The sequence below is a fragment of the Streptomyces sindenensis genome (assembly GCF_014649035.1).
GTDB classification, from domain to species: domain Bacteria; phylum Actinomycetota; class Actinomycetes; order Streptomycetales; family Streptomycetaceae; genus Streptomyces; species Streptomyces sindenensis.
The window spans coordinates 140839-158510 of sequence record NZ_BMSG01000008.1 but is presented as its reverse complement, the minus strand read 5'-3'; the positions used below and the strand labels follow the sequence as shown (position 1 = coordinate 158510).

The following is a 17672-nucleotide window of genomic DNA, read 5'->3' as shown; positions in this document are numbered from 1 at the left end:
GAGGTGATAGAGGGAATCCTAGGGGCCATTGCGGCGTGTCAGCGTGAAGATGCCGGTTTGATCTGGAGAATGACACCCCTTTTGAGTGGCTGACCCCCGGAGTGCTTGCCACTCGAAGGCTTGAATGTCCATGACGAAGCGCGGCGCACCGTGGACGGTCACCGCTCGGACGACTTGCCCCCCGACCGTGTACCCGCCGCCGCCGGAGCCTTGGCGCCTCCCGCGGAACCACCGGCCGGTTTCCCGCCCCCGCCCGGAGTCTCGAAACCTTCCAACGCTTCCAGCACGTCCTGGACACGGGAGATCTCCGCATTGATGTCCTCGCGCCTGCGCACCAGGACGTCCAGCTCGCGCTTGCCCTCGTCGACCATGGCCTCGGACTCGGCCTTCGCCTCGGCCCGCAGCTTCTCCGCCTCGCGGATCAGCTCGGCCTTCTTGGTCTCGGCCTCCTTCAGCAGCGACTCGGCCCGCTTCACCGCGGCGATACGGACCTTGCTCGCCTCCGAATTGGCCTCCGCCATCAGCTCCTTGGCCTTCGCCTCGGCCTCGTCGCGCTGCTCGGTCGCCGCCTTCATCAGATGGTCGACCCGTTCCCCCGCGGTCTTCATCTGCTCGGACGTCTCCCGGCGGGCCCGCTCGTGCAGCTCCTCGATCTCGCTCTCCAGCCGGGCCCGCAGCTCCTCGGCCCGCTCCCGGATCTGCGTCGCGTCACGCCGGGCTCCGACCAGCAGCTCGTCCGCGTCGGCACGGGCGCGCTCCACCAGGGTGTTGCCCTCGACGGTCGCCTCCGAGGTGATCCGCTGGGCCTCCTTGCGGGCCGCGCCGACCATCGTGTCGGACTGCGTCTCGGCCTCGGTGGCCGTACGCAGCGCCTCCTCCCGCGCCTTGTTGATGAGCTGGTCCGCCTGCTCGGCCGCGTCCGCCCGGCGCTTGGCCGCGGCCTCGCGCGCCTCGTCCAGCACCCGGTCCGCCTCCTGGCGGGCCGACGAGCGCAACTCCTCCGCGGCCGACTCCGCGTCGGCGCGCAGCCGTTCGGCCTCCTCGTGGGCGCGGGCCGCGTGCTCCTGCGCGGAGCCCAGCCGCTCGGCCGCCTCGCTGCGCAGCCGCTCCGCCTCGGCGGTCGCCTCGGCCAGCATCCGGTCCGCCTTCTCGGTGGACTCGCTGCGGCGGCGGTTGGCCTCCGTGGTGGCCTCGACGACGAGCTGCTCGGAGGACTGGGCGGCCTCGTTGCGGATGCGTTCGCTCTCGGTGGTCGCCTCGCCGATCAGCCGGTCCGCCTGCGCCGCGGCCTCGGAACGGATCCGGTTGGCGTCCTGCCGGGCCTCGGCACGGGCGCGCGAGGCGTCCTGCTCGGCCGACGCCAGCGCGTCGGACCCCTCGGTGCGCATCCGCTGGCTGTACTCGGAGGCGTCCGCGCGCAGCCGCTCCGACTCGGTGATCGCCTCGGAGACCGTCCGCTCGGCCAGCGCCTTCGCGGCCTCGGTCTCCTCGTGCGCCTCCTGCCGGAGCCGGTCCGACTCCTCGTTGGCCTCCCGGCGCAGCCGTACCGCGTCCTCCGAGGCCCGCTCCCGCTCCGCGTGCGCGTCGGCGCGGACCCGGTCCGCCTCCTCCTGCGCCTCGGTACGGGTGCGCTCCGCGGCGTGCTCCGCGGCCGACCGAAGCCCGGTGATCTCCTCCTCGGCCTGCTCGTGCATGCCCTGGACGGAGTCCCGTACCTGCTGAGCGGTCTGCTCGGCGGCCGCGACCAGCTCGGTCGCCCGGGTGTCCGCCTCCTCGACCAGCCGGCGCGCCTCGGCCTCCGCCTCCTCGACCCGCTTGCGGGCGGAGGCGAGCAGCTCCTCGCTCTGCTCGCGGGCCCGCTCCCGCTCCTGCTCGGCCTCGGACCGGGCGGCGCCGAGGGTCTCCTCGGCCTCCCGGCGGCGGCGGGTCGCCTCCTCCTGGGCGGCGGCCAGCGCCTCGGCGGCCTCGGCACCGACCCGTTCGGCGGCGGCCGCGGCCTCCGCGCGCACCCGGTCGGCGCTCTCCTGCGCCTCGGACTTGAGCCGCTCCGCCTCGGCGGCCGCCTCGCTCCGCAGCCGTACGGCGACGTTCTCGCCCTCGGCCCGGGACTGGGCGGCGTCCGCGGCGGCCTCGTCGCGCAGCCGCTCGGCCTCCGTCTCGGCCTGCTCGGTGAGCGCCCGCAGCCGCTCGGCGGCCTCCGCGCGCAGCCGCTCGGACTCCTCGTTCGTCTCGCGGCGGATCCGCTCGGCTTCCGTCCGCGCCTCGCCCAGCGCCTCCTCGGCGGCGGCGAGCTTCGACTCGGCCTCGGTGTGCAGCCGGGTCAGCTCTTCGTCGGCCTCGGCCTGCCGGGCGGCGACGCCGCGCTCGGTCTCCTCGCGCAGCTCGGCCGCCGCCGCCTCCGCGGCCGCCGTGACGGCCGCCGCCTGCTCCTCGGCCTCGGCCCGCAGCGCGTCGGCCTCGGTCCGGGTGCGCTCCAGCGTCTCCTCGGCCTGCTTGCGCAGGGCCGCGGCCCGCTCGGCGGCCTCGGTGCGGATGCGCTCGCTCTCGCCGTTCGCCTTGGCGCGCACCTCGTCGGCGTCGGAACGGGCCTTGGTCAGCAGCTCCTCGGCGGTGCGGGCGCCCTCCTCCAGCTGCTGGACCGCCTCGCGGCGGGCCTCGCCCCGGATCCGCTCGCCCTCGGCGACCGCCTCGGAGCGCAGCTGCTCGGCCTCGCCGCGCAGCCGGCGGGCCTCCTCCTGGAGCTCGACCGTCTTGGCCCGGTACTCCTTGGTGTCGTCCTTGGCCGCGCCCTTCAGCTCGTCGGCCTGTTCGGCCGCCTCGCCGCGCAGCCGGTCCGCCTCGGCCTCGGCCTCACGGCGGATCCGCTCGGCCTCCTCGCTCGCCGCCCGCGTCGTCGACCGCGCGTCCTCGGAGGCCTTGGTGAGCACCTCCTCGGCGCTGCGGGCGGCCTTGGCGAGCTGGGCGGCGGCGTCCTCGGCGGCGGCCGTGTTGGCCTTCTCGGCCGCTTCCGCCACCAACCGCTCCGCCTCGGCACGGGCGTCGGCGAGGGCCTGCTCGGCCTCTTCCTTGAGGGTCTCGGCGCTCTTGGTGGCCTCGCCGACCAGCCGGGCGATCTCCGACTTGGCCGTACGGGTGCGCTGTTCGTTCTGCGACTCGGCGGCGGCCAGCTGCTTGGCGGCGGCCTCCTTCGCCTCGGCGAGGACCTTCTCGGCCTCCAGGCGGGATTCGCGCAGCCGGGTCTCCGCCTCCGCCAGACGCTGCTCGGCGGTGCGGTTCAGCTCGGCGGTCTGCTGGCGGGCCTGGTCGGTCTCCGCGGTGGTGGTGGAGCGCAGCTGTTCCGCGTGGCTGGTGGCCTCCTGCGCCTGGGCGGAGGCGGCCCCGAGCAGCCGCTCGGCGTCCTTGCGGGCGCGCAGCAGGATCGCTTCCGCTTCGGCCCGGGCGGCCTCGGCCTCCGAGCCGGTCCGCCGCCGGGTCTCCTCCGCCAGCCGGGCGGCCTCGTCGCGGGCGGCGGCCAGCGCCTGTTCGGCCTCGGCGCGGGACTCCTCCAGCAGCCGGCGGGCCTGCGACTCGGTGCGGGCGCGCAGCTGTTCGGCCCAGGCGACGTTCTCGTTGACGTGCGACTCGACGGTCTGACGGCGCTCCGCCAGCTCCTGGTCGAGCCGCTGCCGGCGCTGGACGGCCTCGGTGTGCAACTCGGCCTGGAGGCGCGCCTGGTGCTCGGCGTGCTCCTGGAGGATCCGCTGGGTCTGGGCGCGGGCCTCGCGCAGTTCGCGCTCGGCGTCGCCGCGCATCTGCTCGGCCTGGGCCTGCGCGTTCCGCAGCATCTGCTCGGCCTGGTAGCCGATGTCCGCGCTGTCGTAGGCGGGACGGGTCGCGAGATTGCGCCGGGCCTCGTGCAGCTTGGCACGCAAGACCTCGACCTGGTAACCGAGGTCCTCGGCGTGCTGGACGGCCTTCTCCCGGTCGGTCTTCAGCCGGTCCATCTCGGCTTCGAACCGCGAGAGATGGTCGTCTTCAGCTCGGTGGCTCTCCTGGCGTTCGTAGCCCCGCACTGCGCGGTCCCATCCTTCCCCGAGCTCTCAACTTCTGCGAGCAGGGGAGACCCCAACCCTGGTCGTAACTCTGCACACGGGGGCTCGCCGACGAGCGGTCCCCCGGGGAATGGTGACAGACAAACGACGAGGACGCGGTACGGCCCCGACCCGGCCCCGGCCCGGAACCGCCCACTCTACCGGGCCCGGTAGACGGCGGTCAGTGGTCCGCCCGGCTCGTGACCAGTTCGGTGAGGACGCCGTGGCAGTCCTTGGGGTGCAGGAACGTGATCCGGGACCCCATGGACCCCGTCCTGGGCTCGTCGTACAGCACCCGGACGCCCTTCTCGCGGATCTCCGCGGCGTCCCCGTCCACATCCTCCGTACCGAAGGCGATGTGGTGCACGCCCTCCCCGTTCTTCGCCAGCCACTTGCCCACGGCGGAGTCCTCGCGGGTGGGCTCCAGCAGCTGGAGGTAGGAGGCGCCGCCGTCCGAGGTCTCGTTGATCTTGAGCATGGCCTCGCGGACCCCCTGCTCCTCGTTGACCTCCGAGTGGAACACCTCGAACCCGTACGTGGCACGGTAGAAGTCCACCGTCTTGTCCAGGTCGAAACAGGCGATCCCGATGTGATCGATTCGCGTCAGCATGGATTCAGCATGGAGCCGCCGCGGCGCTCCCGCCATGGTTACGCAACGTGCGCGCCGTCACACCGGTAGCCGGATGACGGGCGCGGGAGCGCTCAGTACATTCAGGTAAACCCTCGTTCACATCCGATCCCAAGGGGCCGAGCCCATGCCAGCAACGACCGGTACCACCACCTCAGTGATCGTCGCGGGCGCCCGGACGCCCATGGGCCGTCTCCTCGGCTCCCTGAAGAGCTTCTCCGCGGCCGACCTCGGCGGCGTCGCGATCAAGGCCGCCCTGGACCGGGCCGGCATCGGCGGCGACCAGGTCCAGTACGTGATCATGGGCCAGGTGCTCCAGGCCGGCGCGGGCCAGATTCCCGCCCGGCAGGCCGCGATCAAGGCCGGCATCCCGATGAACGTCCCCGCGCTCACCGTCAACAAGGTGTGCCTGTCCGGGCTCGACGCCATCGCGCTGGCCGACCAGCTCATCCGCGCCGGGGAGTTCGACGTCGTGGTCGCGGGCGGCCAGGAGTCCATGACCAACGCCCCGCACCTGCTCCCCAAGTCCCGCGAGGGCTACAAGTACGGCGCGATCGAGATGCTGGACTCCATGGCGTACGACGGTCTCACCGACGCCTACGAGAACATCCCCATGGGCGAGTCCACCGAGAAGCACAACGGCCGCCTCGGCCTGGACCGCGCCGCCCAGGACGAGATCGGCGCACAGTCCCACCAGCGGGCCGCCGCCGCCCAGAAGAATGGCCTCTTCGAGGCGGAGATCACCCCGGTCGAGATCCCGCAGCGCAAGGGCGACCCGGTCCTGTTCTCGAAGGACGAGGGCATCCGCGCCGAGACGACCGTGGAGACCCTCGGCAAGCTGCGCCCCGCCTTCGCCAAGGACGGCACGATCACCGCCGGCACCTCGTCGCAGATCTCCGACGGCGCCGCCGCGGTCGTCGTGATGAGCAAGGCCAGGGCCGAGGAGCTGGGCCTCGACTGGATCGCCGAGATCGGCGCCCACGGAAACGTCGCGGGCCCCGACAACTCCCTCCAGTCGCAGCCCTCCAACGCCATCAAGCACGCGCTGAAGAAGGACGGCCTGACCGTCGACGACCTCGACCTGATCGAGATCAACGAGGCGTTCGCCGCCGTCGCGGTCCAGTCCATGAAGGACCTGGGCGTCACCTCGGACAAGGTCAACGTCAACGGCGGCGCGATCGCGCTGGGCCACCCCATCGGGATGTCCGGCGCCCGGGTCGTCCTGCACCTGGCCCTGGAGCTGAAGCGGCGCGGCGGCGGCACGGGCGCGGCGGCGCTGTGCGGCGGCGGCGGTCAGGGCGACGCGTTGATCATCCGCGTCCCGGGCAAGTAACACCGTAACGACACGAGGCAAGGCGAGAACGGAGCGGTGAACGTGGACGTGGACGTCCCCACGCTGGTCGAGCAGGCGCGAGCAGGCAGGCCGCGTGCGGTGGCCCGGCTGATCTCGTTGGTGGAGGGGGCGTCCCCGCAGCTCCGTGAGGTGATGGCGGCGCTGGCCCCGCTGGCGGGCCACGCGTACGTCGTCGGCCTGACGGGCTCGCCGGGCGTCGGCAAGTCCACCTCCACCTCGGCCCTGGTCTCCGCCTACCGCCGGGCGGGCAAGCGGGTCGGCGTGCTCGCCGTCGACCCGTCCTCGCCGTTCTCCGGCGGGGCGCTGCTGGGCGACCGGGTCCGGATGTCGGACCACGCGTCCGACCCCGGGGTCTACATCCGCTCCATGGCGACCCGGGGCCATCTCGGCGGTCTCGCCTGGGCGGCCCCGCAGGCCATCCGCGTCCTGGACGCGGCGGGCTGCGACGTGGTCCTCGTCGAGACGGTCGGCGTCGGCCAGTCCGAGGTGGAGATCGCGTCCCAGGCCGACACCTCCGTCGTGCTGCTCGCCCCGGGCATGGGCGACGGCATCCAGGCGGCGAAGGCCGGAATCCTGGAGATCGGCGATGTGTACGTGGTCAACAAGGCCGACCGCGACGGCGCCGACGCCACCGCCCGCGAGCTGAACCACATGCTGGGCCTGGGGGAGTCCCGGGGCCCCGGCGACTGGCGCCCCCCGATCGTGAAGACGGTCGCGGCCCGGGGCCAGGGCACCGACGAGGTCGTCGAGGCCCTGGAGAAGCACCGCGCCTGGATGGAGGAGCACGGCGTCCTGGCCGAACGCCGTACGGCCCGCGCCGCCCACGAGGTCGAGTCGATCGCGGTCACCGCGCTCCGCGAGAGGATCGCCGACCTCCGCGGCGACCGCCGCCTGCACGCCCTGGCCGAGCGCATCGTGGCGGGGAGCCTGGACCCGTACGCGGCGGCGGACGAGCTGGTGGCGGGGCTGACGGAGGCCTCCTGAGCCCCTGAAGGCCCCCTGAGCGGATGTGTGCCGCTCAGGGGGCCTTCTCGTGCGTTCAGGTGGCCTTCCCGTGTGCGGGGGCCGGGTGCTGGGGGCCGGGGGCGGGCTCCCGTCAGTCGTCGTCGCCGTCCCGGTCGTCGCGGTCGTCGCGGTCGTCGTCGCGGTCGTCCGAGCGGTCGTCGTCGCGGTCCACGGTGACCTTGCCGCTCCGGGCGTCCACGTGGAGTTCGTGCTGCTTGCCGTCCTTGCCCGCGATGTCGACGTCCCAGCGCAGGACCTCGCCCCGGCGGCCGTTGTCGTCGTCATCGTCGTCCAGGTCGATCGACGTGACGGCGCCCGGCGCGGTCTTCAGGGCCGCTGCCGCCGCCTGGTCCAGGGTGACGGCCGAGGAGCGGGGCGCGTGGCGGTCGCGGTCGTCGTTGTCGTCGTCGCGGCTCCCCAGGACCTTGCCGTTCGTGGCGTCCACCGTGACGTCGTGCCACTTCTTGTCGGAGCCCCGGACGTCCAGCTCCCAGACGGCCCGGCCGTCGTGGTCGTCGTCGTCATCGTCCAGCTCGGCCTCGGTGACCGTGCCCGGGACGCTCTTCAGCGCGGCGGCGACGGCCTGGTCGAGGGAGACCCCGGCGCTCTTCGCGGCGGCCGGGCCCCGGTCGTCGGAAGCGTCGTCCGTACGGTCGTCCCGGTCGTCCCGGTCGTCGTCGGCGAGGCTCACGGTGCTCGCGGACCTGGCGGGCGTGCGGTCGCGGTCCCCGTCGCTGTCCGCGAAGGCGACGGTGGCGGCGGCGGTGGTGCCGCCGATCAGAACGGCCGCGGTGATCGCTGCGACGGTGACGTTGCGCTTCATGAGGGTCCTCCCCGAGGGCTGCTGTGCTGTGCTGGCTGACGGGGCCCACACTGCCGATCCGATGCTGAACGCAGCCTGAAGCCACCTGAAGGCTTCTTCAGGTGGAGTTTGCGAGGCTGTGCGCATGCGCCTGTTGATCGTGGAGGACGAGAAGCGTCTCGCGGTGTCCCTGGCCGGGGGACTGACCGCCGAGGGCTTCGCCGTGGATGTCGTGCACGACGGCCTGGAGGGGCTGCACCGGGCGAGCGAGGGCGGCTACGACCTGGTGATCCTCGACATCATGCTGCCCGGCATGAACGGCTACCGCGTCTGCTCGAACCTGCGCGCCGCCGGGCACGAGGTGCCCATCCTCATGCTGACCGCCAAGGACGGCGAGTACGACGAGGCCGAGGGGCTGGACACCGGCGCCGACGACTATCTGACCAAGCCCTTCAGCTACGTCGTCCTCGTCGCCCGAGTCCGTGCCCTGCTGCGCCGGCGCGGGGGCGGAACCGCCGCGCCCGTCCTGACCGTCGGCCCCCTGCGCATCGACACCGCCGCCCGTCGGGTGAACCGGGGTGAGGACGAAATCACCCTCACCGCCAAGGAGTTCGCCGTGCTGGAGCAACTCGCCCTGCGCGCCGGGCAGGTGGTCAGCAAGGCGGAGATCCTGGAGCACGTGTGGGACTTCGCCTACGACGGGGACCCGAACATCGTCGAGGTCTACGTCTCCACCCTGCGCCGCAAGTTGGGCGCCGCCGCCATCCGCACCGTACGCGGCGCCGGCTACCGGCTGGAGGCGAAGTGAGGTCCGTCCGGGCCAGGGCCGCCCTCGGGGCCACCCTGGTCGTCGCCGTCGCCCTGATCGGGGCCGGTCTCGCCGTGCTCCTGGTCCTGCGGGCCAACCTGATCGGCCAGGCGGACCTCCAGGCCGAGGTGGCGGCCCGCGAGGTGGCCGGGGCGCTGGCCACGGGCACGCCGTACGCGGACGTGGAGCTGGACGACGACGAGGACCACCCGGTCCAGGTGATCGACGAGGAGGACCGGGTCGTCCTCGCCTCCACGGACCTGCGGGCGGTCACCGGCACCGGGGCGAGGGACGTCACCCCCGCCCCTTCGGCCTCGGCCGGGGCCACCCCGTCACCCGACGACGATGACGACGGCGACGACGATCAGGACGACGACCGCAGCCGTCCGGGCCGGGGCGAGGTCTCCTTGGACGACCCGGACTTCTCCGACGGCACCGCCACCGTCGACCGCACCACCGCCGACTACCGCTTCGCCGCCGTCGAGGCGACCACCCCCGACGGCGTCACGCTCACCGTGTACGCGGGCGCCCCGCTCGCCGCCGAGCAGGAGGCCGTCAACACGGTGCGCGGGGCCATGCTGACCGGGCTGCCGGTGCTGCTCGTGGTCGTCGCCGGGGTGACCTGGCTGGTGACCCGCCGGGCACTGCGGCCCGTCGAGGGCATCCGCCGCGAGATGGCGGCCATCACCGCGTCCGAGGACCTGGCCCGCCGGGTGCCGGAGCCCGGTTCGCGGGACGAGATCGCGGCCCTGGCCCGGACGACGAACGAGACGCTGACCGTCCTGGAGGCGTCCGTGGAGCGGCAGCGGCGGTTCGTCGCGGACGCCTCGCACGAGCTGCGTTCCCCGATCGCCTCGCTCCGCACCCAGCTGGAGGTGGCCGAGGCCCACCCGGAGTTGCTGGACCTCCCGGGCGCGGTCGCCGACACCGTACGCCTTCAGGTGCTGGCGGCGGATCTCCTGCTGCTGGCCCGGCTGGACGCGGGGGAGAAGCCCGGCGGCGGGACGGTGGAGCTGGGCGCGCTGGTCCGCGAGGAGGTCTCGCAGCGGACCGGGGACCGGATCGCGGTGGCGGTGGAGGCCCCGGAGGGCGGCGCGTTCGAGGTGAACGGGTCGCGCGGGCAGCTGTCCCGGGTGATCGGCAATCTGTTGGACAACGCCCAGCGGCACGCCGAAGGCAGCGTCGCGGTGTCGGTGGCGGCCGACGGGCGCGGGGTGCGGGTCGAGGTCCGGGACGACGGGGCCGGCGTACCCGAGGAGGAGCGGGAGCGGATCTTCGAACGGTTCGTCCGGCTCGACGACGCCCGCAGCCGGGACGACGGCGGCGCCGGCCTGGGCCTCGCCATCGCCCGGGACGTCGCCGCCCGCCACGGCGGAACGCTGACGGTGCACCGGGCGGCCGAGGGCGGCGCGGCCTTCCGGCTGTGGCTGCCGCGCCCGGCCTGAGGCGGTGAGGGCGAAGGGCTGGGTGGCGAGGGCGAAGGCCCCGGCGGCCCCGGGGTCGCCTACAGCTTGCCGCGCTTGCCGCGCAGGTGTTCCGCGATCGGGGTCAGCGCCGCGTGCAGATCGCTCAGCGCCTCGGGGGACAGCAGGTCGATGAAGTGCTGCCGCACCGACTCGACGTGGTGCGGGGCGACCTTGCGCATGGTCTCCCCGCCGTGCTCGGTGAGGACCGCGAACAGGCCGCGCCGGTCCGATTCGCAGTGCGTACGTTGGACGAGCCCGGCGGTCTCCATGCGGGTGATCTGGTGCGAGAGCCGGCTCTTGGACTGCAGGGTGGCGGCGGCGAGGTCGCTCATCCGCATCCGCTGGTTGTCCGACTCGGAGAGGTTGACCAGGATTTCGTAGTCGTTCATGGTCAGGCCGAACGGCTGGAGGTCCTTCTCCAACTGGTGCGTCAGCAGCCTGCTGACGTCCAGGTGGGTGCGCCAGGCGCACTGCTCCGCGTCGCTCAGCCAGCGGGTGGCCGTCTCGGTCTCCATGTATGGATTCTACCTAAGAAGTTGAAAGCCGGACGAAAACGGGGGGTCTGAGGGGTGTGACAACCGGCGCAGGCGTTCGACGTCACACTCCGCAGACTACCGCTCACAAGCCGAAGCGACGCTGGAGGTCCCCCAGCTGGCCGGGCATGCGCGGGGTGGTGCCGTGTTGCCCCCCGCCGCCCGGGACGCCCGGCTCGTTCGGCACGAAGCCCGTCGCCTGCTCCGCCATCAGCGCCTCGGACGACTGGAGCAGCACCGTGCCCGCCCCGACGAACTCGAACTGGTGCTCCTCGCCCGACGACCCGCCGATCCCCGTCAGTGACCGGATTCCGCCCATCACGCCCGTCATGTACCCGTGGTCGTAGTGGTGGCAGGGGGAGGGGCAGTCGGCCCACCCCACCAGCGCCTGCGGGTCCACCCGCAGCGGCGGCTCCATGAAGACCACCGGACCGTTGGACGCGGCCACGAACTTCCCCGTGCCGATCAGCGTCACGAACCCCGGCACGATCGACTGCTTCAGCGCGAGCGACGGCTCGTACGCCAGCAGGTTCCCGGACCGGATCGTCAGGTTCCCGTCCTCCAGGTCGAAGGAGTTCACATCGAAGGCCCGGTCGGCCAGCAGCATCTTCCCGCTGCCCTCGGCCACCACCCAGTCGCTCGCGTGCAGCGGCGAATGGAAGCTGGACCGCACGAGCCGCTCGAACCGGCCGTGCCCGATCCCGTCGAAGTCGATCTGCCCGTAGTAGGCGATCATCTTGCCCTTCTGGAGGAACCACCGGCTCCCCTTGAGCTCCACGCAGAAGGTGTAGGAGTTGACGTTGTCGTCCGACGGCAGCGTCATCGGATCGAAGACGACGGGCGTGCTCACAGCTTCTCCTCCGATGCCTGGACGTACACCGCACCGCTCCCGCTCAGCTCCAGCTGGAACGCCTCGCCGGAGCCCCGCCCCACCATGTCCCGCCAGCCGACCGCCGTGGACAGCTTGTTGCGGACCTCCCCGTGGTGGGCGACATAGGCCTGCGGGTCCACATGGACGTCCCGGCCCGGGGTGATCGGCAGCTCGATCACCCCGCCGTGCGCCATCACCGCGACCGCGCCGTGGCCCTTGAGCGTGGTGGTGAACAGGCCCTGGCCGGTCACCTGGCCGCGCACCATGCCCATCACCCCGCCCTGCGAGCCCATGAACATCGTGCCCTGCTGGAGCGTCCCGTCGAACGCGAGGAGGCGGTCCGCCTCCACGTACAGGGTGTCGCCGGACAGGTTGATCACCTGGATGTGGTGGCCGCCGTGGCCGAACATCACCGTGCCCGACCCCTCGACCGCCATCAGCGGCGTCGCCTCGCCCGCCACCCGGCGGCCGATCATCGACGCGACGCCGCCCTGGCCGCCCTGGATGTTCGGGGTGAAGGATACCTCGCCCCGGTACGCCAGCATCGCGCCGCGCTGGCTGAAGAGCTTCTGGCCCGGGGCGAGCGTGGCCTCGACCATCTTGGAGTTGATCTCGCGGAACGGCATCAGACATCGCCCCCGACGGTGTTGCGCTCGCTGGGCTGGACGTAGACGAGTCCGTCGCCCTCGAAGCGGATCTGGAACGCCTCGCCGGAGCCCTCGCCCATCAGCGTCCGGAAGTTCACGCCCGACTGGAAGCTCTGCTGGAGCCGGCCCTGATGGGCGATGTACGCGCCCGGGTCGACCATCAGCGGGTACTGCGGCGAGACCCTCAGCAGCACCGCCGCCCCGTCCGACATGATCGCCGCCTGTCCGGTGCCCTCCACCGTGGTGGTGAACAGCCCGTTGCCGCTCGCCCCGCCCCGCACCCCGGTGAACGTGGTGCCCGTGCGCAGCCCGGCGTCGGTGGCCAGCAGATTGCTCGCCTCCACGTACAGCTTGTCGCCGTGCAGGGAGACCAGGTTGATCTCGCCGGCCCGGTCGGCGAAGTAGCAGGTGCCCTGCCCGGACACCTCCATCACGGTCATCTGCTCGCCGGTCAGCCGGCGCGTCACCATGCCGCGCAGCCCCTCACCGCCGCCGGTCATCTTCTTGAAGGTCATCCGGCCGTCGTACGCGACCATCGATCCGTTCTTCGCCTTGACGGAATCGCCGGCCAGATCGACGGCGAGCGTCTTGCTGCCTTGGAGTCGGAACATCGCCACGTGCTGAAGGTAGCCCGCCGCCGCGTCCCCGTACCAGGCCGTACGGAACCGTTACGCCCCTGATGCGTACCCGGACCGGCCCTGATATGCGGTGATACGCGCGGCCGTGCCCCGCGGCCGCCCCCGGCTCCGGAGGCGGACCCGCGCGATGCCACAATGGGGGCGGCTTGTGCCCGCGTTCACAAGCCCGCACGCCCCCTCCCACCGAAGGTGCCCCCGTGGACATCAAGACCGCTTCCGCCCTGCACCGGCTGCGCCTCATCTCGCTTCCCGAGGCGCTCTCCTTCCCGGCGCTCCTCATTTTCGGCTCGCTGCTCATGCGCGTTTCGGACATCGACTTCCTCATGCCGCCCCTCGGCATGATCCACGGCGTCCTCTTCACGATCTACGTCGTGTTCCTGCTGGACGTCTGGGTCAAGGCCAAGTGGCCGCTCAAGCGGGTCGCGCTCTTCTTCCTCCTCGCCGTCATCCCCTTCGGCGGCCTCTACGGCGACAAGCTCCTCAAGAAGTACGAGGCCGACGGCGTCATCGCCGCCCGCGCCCGCCGCGAGGGCACGGTCAGCGCATGATCGTTGCGTTCTCGGTCTCGCCGCTCGGCGTCGGCGAGGACGTCGGCGAGTACGTCGCCGACGCCGTACGGGTCGTGCGGGAATCCGGACTCCCCAACCGCACCGACGCGATGTTCACCTCCATCGAGGGCGAGTGGGACGAGGTCATGGACGTCGTCAAGCGCGCCGTGGCCGCCGTCGAGGCCCGCGCCGGCCGCGTCTCCCTGGTACTGAAGGCCGACATCCGGCCCGGTGTCACCGACGGTCTGACCTCGAAGGTGGAGACCGTGGAGCGGTACCTCGGCGGCTCCTGACCCTCTGACGCACCGTCCGCGCGCCCCGTCGCGCGTTCACCCGAAAAGCCCCCGGCGCCACACGGCCGGGGGCTTTTCCGGTCCCGGACCAAAAACCCCTCACTCGGACCTGTCAGGTCGACACACCGTTAGCCGTCCCCTTCTGTGGGGATATCAACCCGTTCGACAGTGGGAGGCACGGTGCGGTCGGAGGGCTACGACTACGACACCTACAGCCGGCTCGCGGGTCCGCTCACGGAGCCGGAACCGACGGGGTACCGGGTGCGGTACAAGAGCCTGCTCTCGACGGAGAAGCACCGAATAAGAGCCGTCCTGCTGATGACGCTCGCCCCCGTGCTCACCGGCGTCCTCCTGCTCTACCTGGTCTGGCCCACGCACTGGACCGACCGGGAGAACGGGGAACGCTGGCTGGTCGCCGCCGACACCGTGATGCTGGTGTCGATCGCCCTGATCGAGCTGTTCATGCTGGTCAACGTGGTCTCCATCGCGCACGCCACCCTCGTCGCGCGGGACCCGGTCCCGGTGACGCCCGAGCCCGGCACCCGGGTCGCCTTCCTGACCACGTACGTCCCCGGCAAGGAACCGCTCTCCATGGTCCGCGCCACCCTCAAGGGCGCCGTACAGCTCGAACACCCCGGTCCGCTGGACGTCTGGCTGCTCGACGAGGGCGACGACCCCGGCGCCCGGATGCTCTGCGCGGAGCTCGGCGTCCACCACTTCACCCGGCGCGGTGTCCCCGAGTGGAATCGCGACAAGGGTGCCCACAAGGCGAAGACCAAGCACGGCAACTACAACGCCTGGATCGCCCTGCACGGCGGCGACTACGACTTCTTCGCCTCCGTCGACACCGACCACGTGCCCATGCCCAACTTCCTGGAGCGGATGATGGGCTACTTCCGCGACCCGGACGTCGCCTTCGTCGTCGGGCCGCAGGTCTACGGGAACTACGACTCGGCCGTCACCAAGGCCGCCGAGTCCCAGCAGTTCCTCTTCCACGCCCTGATCCAGCGCGCGGGCAACCGCTACGGCGCCCCGATGTTCGTCGGCACCAACAACGTCGTGCGCATCGCCGCGCTGCGGCAGGTCGGCGGCCTGTACGACTCGATCACCGAGGACATGGCCACCGGCTTCGAGATCCACCGCCGCCGCAACCCGCGCACCGGGCGCTACTGGCGTTCCGTCTACACCCCCGACGTGCTCGCCGTGGGCGAGGGGCCCGCCTCCTGGACGGACTTCTTCACCCAGCAGCTGCGCTGGTCGAGGGGGACGTACGAGACGCTGTTCAAGCAGTACGGCAAGGCGCTCTTCCGGGTGCCCCCCGGCCGCCTCCTCAGCTACACGCTGATGCTCGTCTACTACCCGATGACCGCCGTCAACTGGCTGCTCGGCATTCTGAGCTGTGTCCTGTTCCTCTGGTTCGGCGCGTCCGGCACCCAGGTCGCCGCCTCCATCTGGCTGATGCTCTACAGCGACGCCGCCGCCCTCCAGATCGGGCTGTACCTCTGGAACCGCCGCCACAACGTCTCGCCGCACGAGCCCGAGGGCTCCGGCGGCCTGGCGGGCATGGCGATGTCCGCGCTCTCCGCGCCGATCTACCTGAAGTCCCTCGGCTCGGCCGTGCTGCGCACCGACGGCCGGTTCGTCGTCACGCCCAAGGGCGGTCAGGCCTCCCCGGACCGGCTGCTCACCTTCCGTATCCACCTCTTCTGGGCGGCGGTCCTGCTGTCCTCGCTCGCCGCGTCGGTCCACCTCGACCACACCCACGTGGCGATGCGCACCTGGGCGACGCTGGGCCTCGCGATATCCCTCTCCCCGGTCGTCGTCTGGGCCTGGACCGTCCGGCAGGACAAGCGTGCCGAGGCCGCCCGCGCCGTGCCCGTACCGACGCCCCCGCCCCCCGAACCGGCGTACGTCACCACGACCACGACCCCCGCCCCGGCGCCGACCACCACGGCGAGCGCCGGCACCGCCACCACCACCGCAGGAGGGAACTGAGCCATGGCCTACCGGCCCTCGAAGAGGATGAAGAAGACACTGCTGGGCGGCGGCGCGGTGGTGCTGCTCGCCGGGCTGAACGCCCCCGCCGCGCTCTCCTTCGCCGAGGACAGGTACCACGCGTACAAGATCGACCAGCCGGAGTACAAGGCGGAGTACGGCTCCTGGGAGCAGGTGAACATCCCGAAGGAGTACCGCACCAACGCGATCCACGCGGCGCTCCTGCACACCGGCAAGGTGCTGATCGTCGCGGGATCCGGCAACGACGAGGCCCACTTCGACGAGGGCACCTTCGACACCGTGCTGTGGGATCCGGCCGAGAACACCTTCCAGAAGATCCCCACCCCCGAGGACTTCTTCTGCGGCGGCCACGCCCAGCTCCCCGACGGCCGCCTCCTGGTCGCGGGCGGCACCGCCCGCTACGAGGTGCTCGACGACAAGGTCAAGCGGGCCGGCGGCGGGATGCGGGTCAAGAACGAGAACCCGGACAAGCCGCTGAAGATCAAGAAGGGCACGGTCTTCCGCTCGCCGTCGGGCGTCGAGTACCGGGCCGCGTTCGACGTGACCGTGCCCAAGGCGAAGCGCGAGTTCGAGGTCGACTACTTCGAGAACGGCCAGATGAAGCCGTGGAAGACCAAGGTGACCGCCGCCGAGCAGCGGGTCTTCGTGGAGGCGGTGGACGAGGGGCCGGAGGCGGTGACGACGGAGGCCGCCCAGTACGAGATCGTCGGGCTGAAGGGCAAGGAGGCCGACAACTCCTACGGCCTCGCCGAGAAGATCACCATGGACAAGCAGGACTTCCAGGGGATCCGGGCCGCCTACGAGTTCGATCCGACGGCGGAGAAGTACATCAAGGTCGACCCCATGAAGGAGGCCCGCTGGTACCCGACGCTCGTCGGCCTGGAGGACGGCCGGGTGCTCTCCGTCTCCGGCCTCGACGACGTCGGCGCGATCCTCCCGGGTGACAACGAGATCTACGACCCGAAGACCAAGAAGTGGTCCGAAGGCCCCTTCCAGTACTTCCCGACGTATCCGGCGCTCTTCCTCACGAAGGGCGGCAAGCTCTTCTATCCGGGCGCCAACGCCGGATACGGCCCGGCGGACAAGGGGCGCGAGCCCGGGATCTGGGACATCAAGAAGAACACCTTCACCAAGGTCCCCGGCCTCACCGACGTCGACCAGCTGGAGACGGCGGCCTCGCTGATGCTGCCGCCCGTGCAGGACCAGAAGGTGATGGTGCTGGGCGGCGGCGGGGTCGGCGAGTCCAAGAAGTCCACGGCCCGCACGGCCGTCATCGACCTCAAGGAGGCCAGCCCGGCCTTCAAGCCGGGCCCCGACCTGCCGCAGGGCACCCGCTATCTGAACAGCGTGATCATGCCCGACGACACCGTCTTCACCACGGGCGGATCCGAGGACTACCGGGGGCGCAGCGCCAGCAACATCCTCAAGGCACAGACGTACGACCCGAAGACCAACACCTTCAAGGAAGCCGCCGAGCCGACCGTGGGCCGCAACTACCACTCCGAGGCGCTGCTGCTGCCCGACGGACGGGTCGCCACCTTCGGCTCCGACTCGCTCTACGACGACAAGGACAACACCAAGCTCGGCAAGTTCGAGCAGCGCATGGAGGTCTACACCCCGCCCGCCCTGCACCGCGGCAAGGACAACCGCCCGGTGATCGGGAACGGCCCCGAGAACGCCGAGCGCGGCGCGACGGTGACGTACGAGAGCGCCGACGCGGACCGGATCGCCACCGCCCGGCTGATGCGCCCGAGCGCCGTCACCCACACCACCGACGTGGAGCAGCGCTCCATCGAGCTGGGGCTGAAGAAGGCCGACGGCAAGCTGAGTGTCACCGTGCCGGACGACCCCACCCTCGTGCCGCCCGGCTGGTACATGCTCTTCGTCACGGACACCGACGGCGTCCCCTCCGAAGCGAAATGGGTCAAGGTCGGCTGACGAGGCGCAGCCGGGAGGAGCCCCCGCGGCCGCGGCCGCACGCCCGGGGCCGCTC

At 71.8% G+C, this 17672-nt stretch carries 15 protein-coding genes; 8 read left to right on the top strand and 7 right to left on the bottom strand.

Features of this window, described 5'->3' with window-relative positions; genetic code table 11:
• Window positions 1-158: 158 nt before the first annotated feature.
• Together scy and mce are read right to left on the bottom strand one after the other, a co-directional pair.
• Window positions 159-4052 carry a polarized growth protein Scy gene (gene scy, locus IE145_RS12480; RefSeq protein ID WP_189520995.1) on the bottom strand — a complete coding sequence of 1298 codons (3894 nt, stop codon included), beginning with the start codon at window positions 4050-4052 and terminating at the stop codon, window positions 159-161.
• A 199-nt stretch (window positions 4053-4251) separates the two neighbouring features.
• A complete protein-coding gene (mce, locus tag IE145_RS12475) occupies window positions 4252-4680 on the bottom strand; it encodes a methylmalonyl-CoA epimerase (RefSeq protein WP_189520994.1) in 429 nt (142 codons plus the stop codon).
• Between the two features lie 175 nt (window positions 4681-4855).
• On the opposite strand from mce, the gene IE145_RS12470 reads away from it, so the two are divergent.
• Window positions 4856-6031 carry an acetyl-CoA C-acetyltransferase gene (locus tag IE145_RS12470; protein ID WP_189521038.1) on the top strand — a complete coding sequence of 392 codons (1176 nt, stop codon included), beginning with the start codon at window positions 4856-4858 and terminating at the stop codon, window positions 6029-6031.
• 36 nt (window positions 6032-6067) lie between these two features.
• Entirely contained in the window at window positions 6068-7036 is a 969-nt protein-coding gene (gene meaB / locus IE145_RS12465) for a methylmalonyl Co-A mutase-associated GTPase MeaB (RefSeq protein ID WP_176734613.1), read from the top strand.
• A 112-nt stretch (window positions 7037-7148) separates the two neighbouring features.
• Here meaB and IE145_RS12460 read toward each other — a convergent pair whose 3' ends face one another.
• Entirely contained in the window at window positions 7149-7880 is a 732-nt protein-coding gene (locus tag IE145_RS12460) for a PepSY domain-containing protein (protein WP_189520993.1), read from the bottom strand.
• 124 nt (window positions 7881-8004) lie between these two features.
• Here IE145_RS12460 and IE145_RS12455 point away from each other — a divergent pair, with 124 nt between their 5' ends.
• On the top strand, window positions 8005-8667 hold the full coding sequence (locus IE145_RS12455) for a response regulator transcription factor (RefSeq protein WP_189520992.1): 663 nt from the start codon (window positions 8005-8007) through the stop codon (window positions 8665-8667).
• The gene (locus IE145_RS12450; protein WP_189520991.1) at window positions 8664-10112 is read left to right on the top strand and encodes a sensor histidine kinase; all 1449 of its coding nucleotides are present in this window, start codon (window positions 8664-8666) and stop codon (window positions 10110-10112) included. Before IE145_RS12455 ends, IE145_RS12450 begins: the two co-directional genes overlap by 4 nt.
• A gap of 59 nt (window positions 10113-10171) precedes the next feature.
• Here the strand turns inward: IE145_RS12450 and IE145_RS12445 are convergent, their stop codons facing one another.
• The 4 genes from IE145_RS12445 to IE145_RS12430 all read right to left on the bottom strand — a co-directional run bounded on the left by IE145_RS12445 (window position 10172) and on the right by IE145_RS12430 (window position 12795).
• The gene (locus IE145_RS12445) at window positions 10172-10648 is read right to left on the bottom strand and encodes a MarR family winged helix-turn-helix transcriptional regulator (RefSeq protein ID WP_189520990.1); all 477 of its coding nucleotides are present in this window, start codon (window positions 10646-10648) and stop codon (window positions 10172-10174) included.
• 103 nt (window positions 10649-10751) lie between these two features.
• Window positions 10752-11516, bottom strand: coding sequence for an AIM24 family protein (locus IE145_RS12440; protein ID WP_189520989.1), 765 nt, complete (start codon window positions 11514-11516; stop codon window positions 10752-10754).
• On the bottom strand, window positions 11513-12163 hold the full coding sequence (locus IE145_RS12435; protein ID WP_189520988.1) for an AIM24 family protein: 651 nt from the start codon (window positions 12161-12163) through the stop codon (window positions 11513-11515). The genes IE145_RS12440 and IE145_RS12435 overlap by 4 nt, the downstream gene beginning before the upstream one ends.
• On the bottom strand, window positions 12163-12795 hold the full coding sequence (locus IE145_RS12430; RefSeq protein WP_189521037.1) for an AIM24 family protein: 633 nt from the start codon (window positions 12793-12795) through the stop codon (window positions 12163-12165). Before IE145_RS12430 ends, IE145_RS12435 begins: the two co-directional genes overlap by 1 nt.
• 224 nt (window positions 12796-13019) lie before the next feature.
• Here IE145_RS12430 and IE145_RS12425 point away from each other — a divergent pair, with 224 nt between their 5' ends.
• The 4 genes from IE145_RS12425 (at window position 13020) to glxA (ending at window position 17617) form a co-directional block, all read left to right on the top strand.
• The gene (locus tag IE145_RS12425; protein ID WP_030579910.1) at window positions 13020-13370 is read left to right on the top strand and encodes a DUF3817 domain-containing protein; all 351 of its coding nucleotides are present in this window, start codon (window positions 13020-13022) and stop codon (window positions 13368-13370) included.
• Window positions 13367-13663 (top strand): MTH1187 family thiamine-binding protein, encoded by a 297-nt coding sequence (locus IE145_RS12420; RefSeq protein ID WP_010060125.1) that lies wholly within the window; start codon window positions 13367-13369, stop codon window positions 13661-13663. The genes IE145_RS12425 and IE145_RS12420 overlap by 4 nt, the downstream gene beginning before the upstream one ends.
• 180 nt (window positions 13664-13843) lie before the next feature.
• The gene (locus IE145_RS12415; protein ID WP_189520987.1) at window positions 13844-15658 is read left to right on the top strand and encodes a glycosyltransferase family 2 protein; all 1815 of its coding nucleotides are present in this window, start codon (window positions 13844-13846) and stop codon (window positions 15656-15658) included.
• Window positions 15659-15661: 3 nt separating this feature from the next.
• Window positions 15662-17617: a radical copper oxidase GlxA gene (glxA, locus tag IE145_RS12410; protein ID WP_189520986.1), complete on the top strand. Its 1956-nt coding sequence runs from the start codon at window positions 15662-15664 to the stop codon at window positions 17615-17617.
• The last annotated feature ends 55 nt before the right edge of the window (window positions 17618-17672 follow it).

Coding starts and splice junctions, on each gene's coding strand:
- mce (WP_189520994.1), bottom strand. CDS start 4,680: ATGCTGACGCGAATCGATCACATCGGGATCGCCTGTTTCGACCTGGAC.
- IE145_RS12460 (WP_189520993.1), bottom strand. CDS start 7,880: ATGAAGCGCAACGTCACCGTCGCAGCGATCACCGCGGCCGTTCTGATC.
- IE145_RS12455 (WP_189520992.1), top strand. CDS start 8,005: ATGCGCCTGTTGATCGTGGAGGACGAGAAGCGTCTCGCGGTGTCCCTG.
- IE145_RS12445 (WP_189520990.1), bottom strand. CDS start 10,648: ATGGAGACCGAGACGGCCACCCGCTGGCTGAGCGACGCGGAGCAGTGC.
- IE145_RS12435 (WP_189520988.1), bottom strand. CDS start 12,163: ATGCCGTTCCGCGAGATCAACTCCAAGATGGTCGAGGCCACGCTCGCC.
- IE145_RS12430 (WP_189521037.1), bottom strand. CDS start 12,795: ATGTTCCGACTCCAAGGCAGCAAGACGCTCGCCGTCGATCTGGCCGGC.
- IE145_RS12420 (WP_010060125.1), top strand. CDS start 13,367: ATGATCGTTGCGTTCTCGGTCTCGCCGCTCGGCGTCGGCGAGGACGTC.
- glxA (WP_189520986.1), top strand. CDS start 15,662: ATGGCCTACCGGCCCTCGAAGAGGATGAAGAAGACACTGCTGGGCGGC.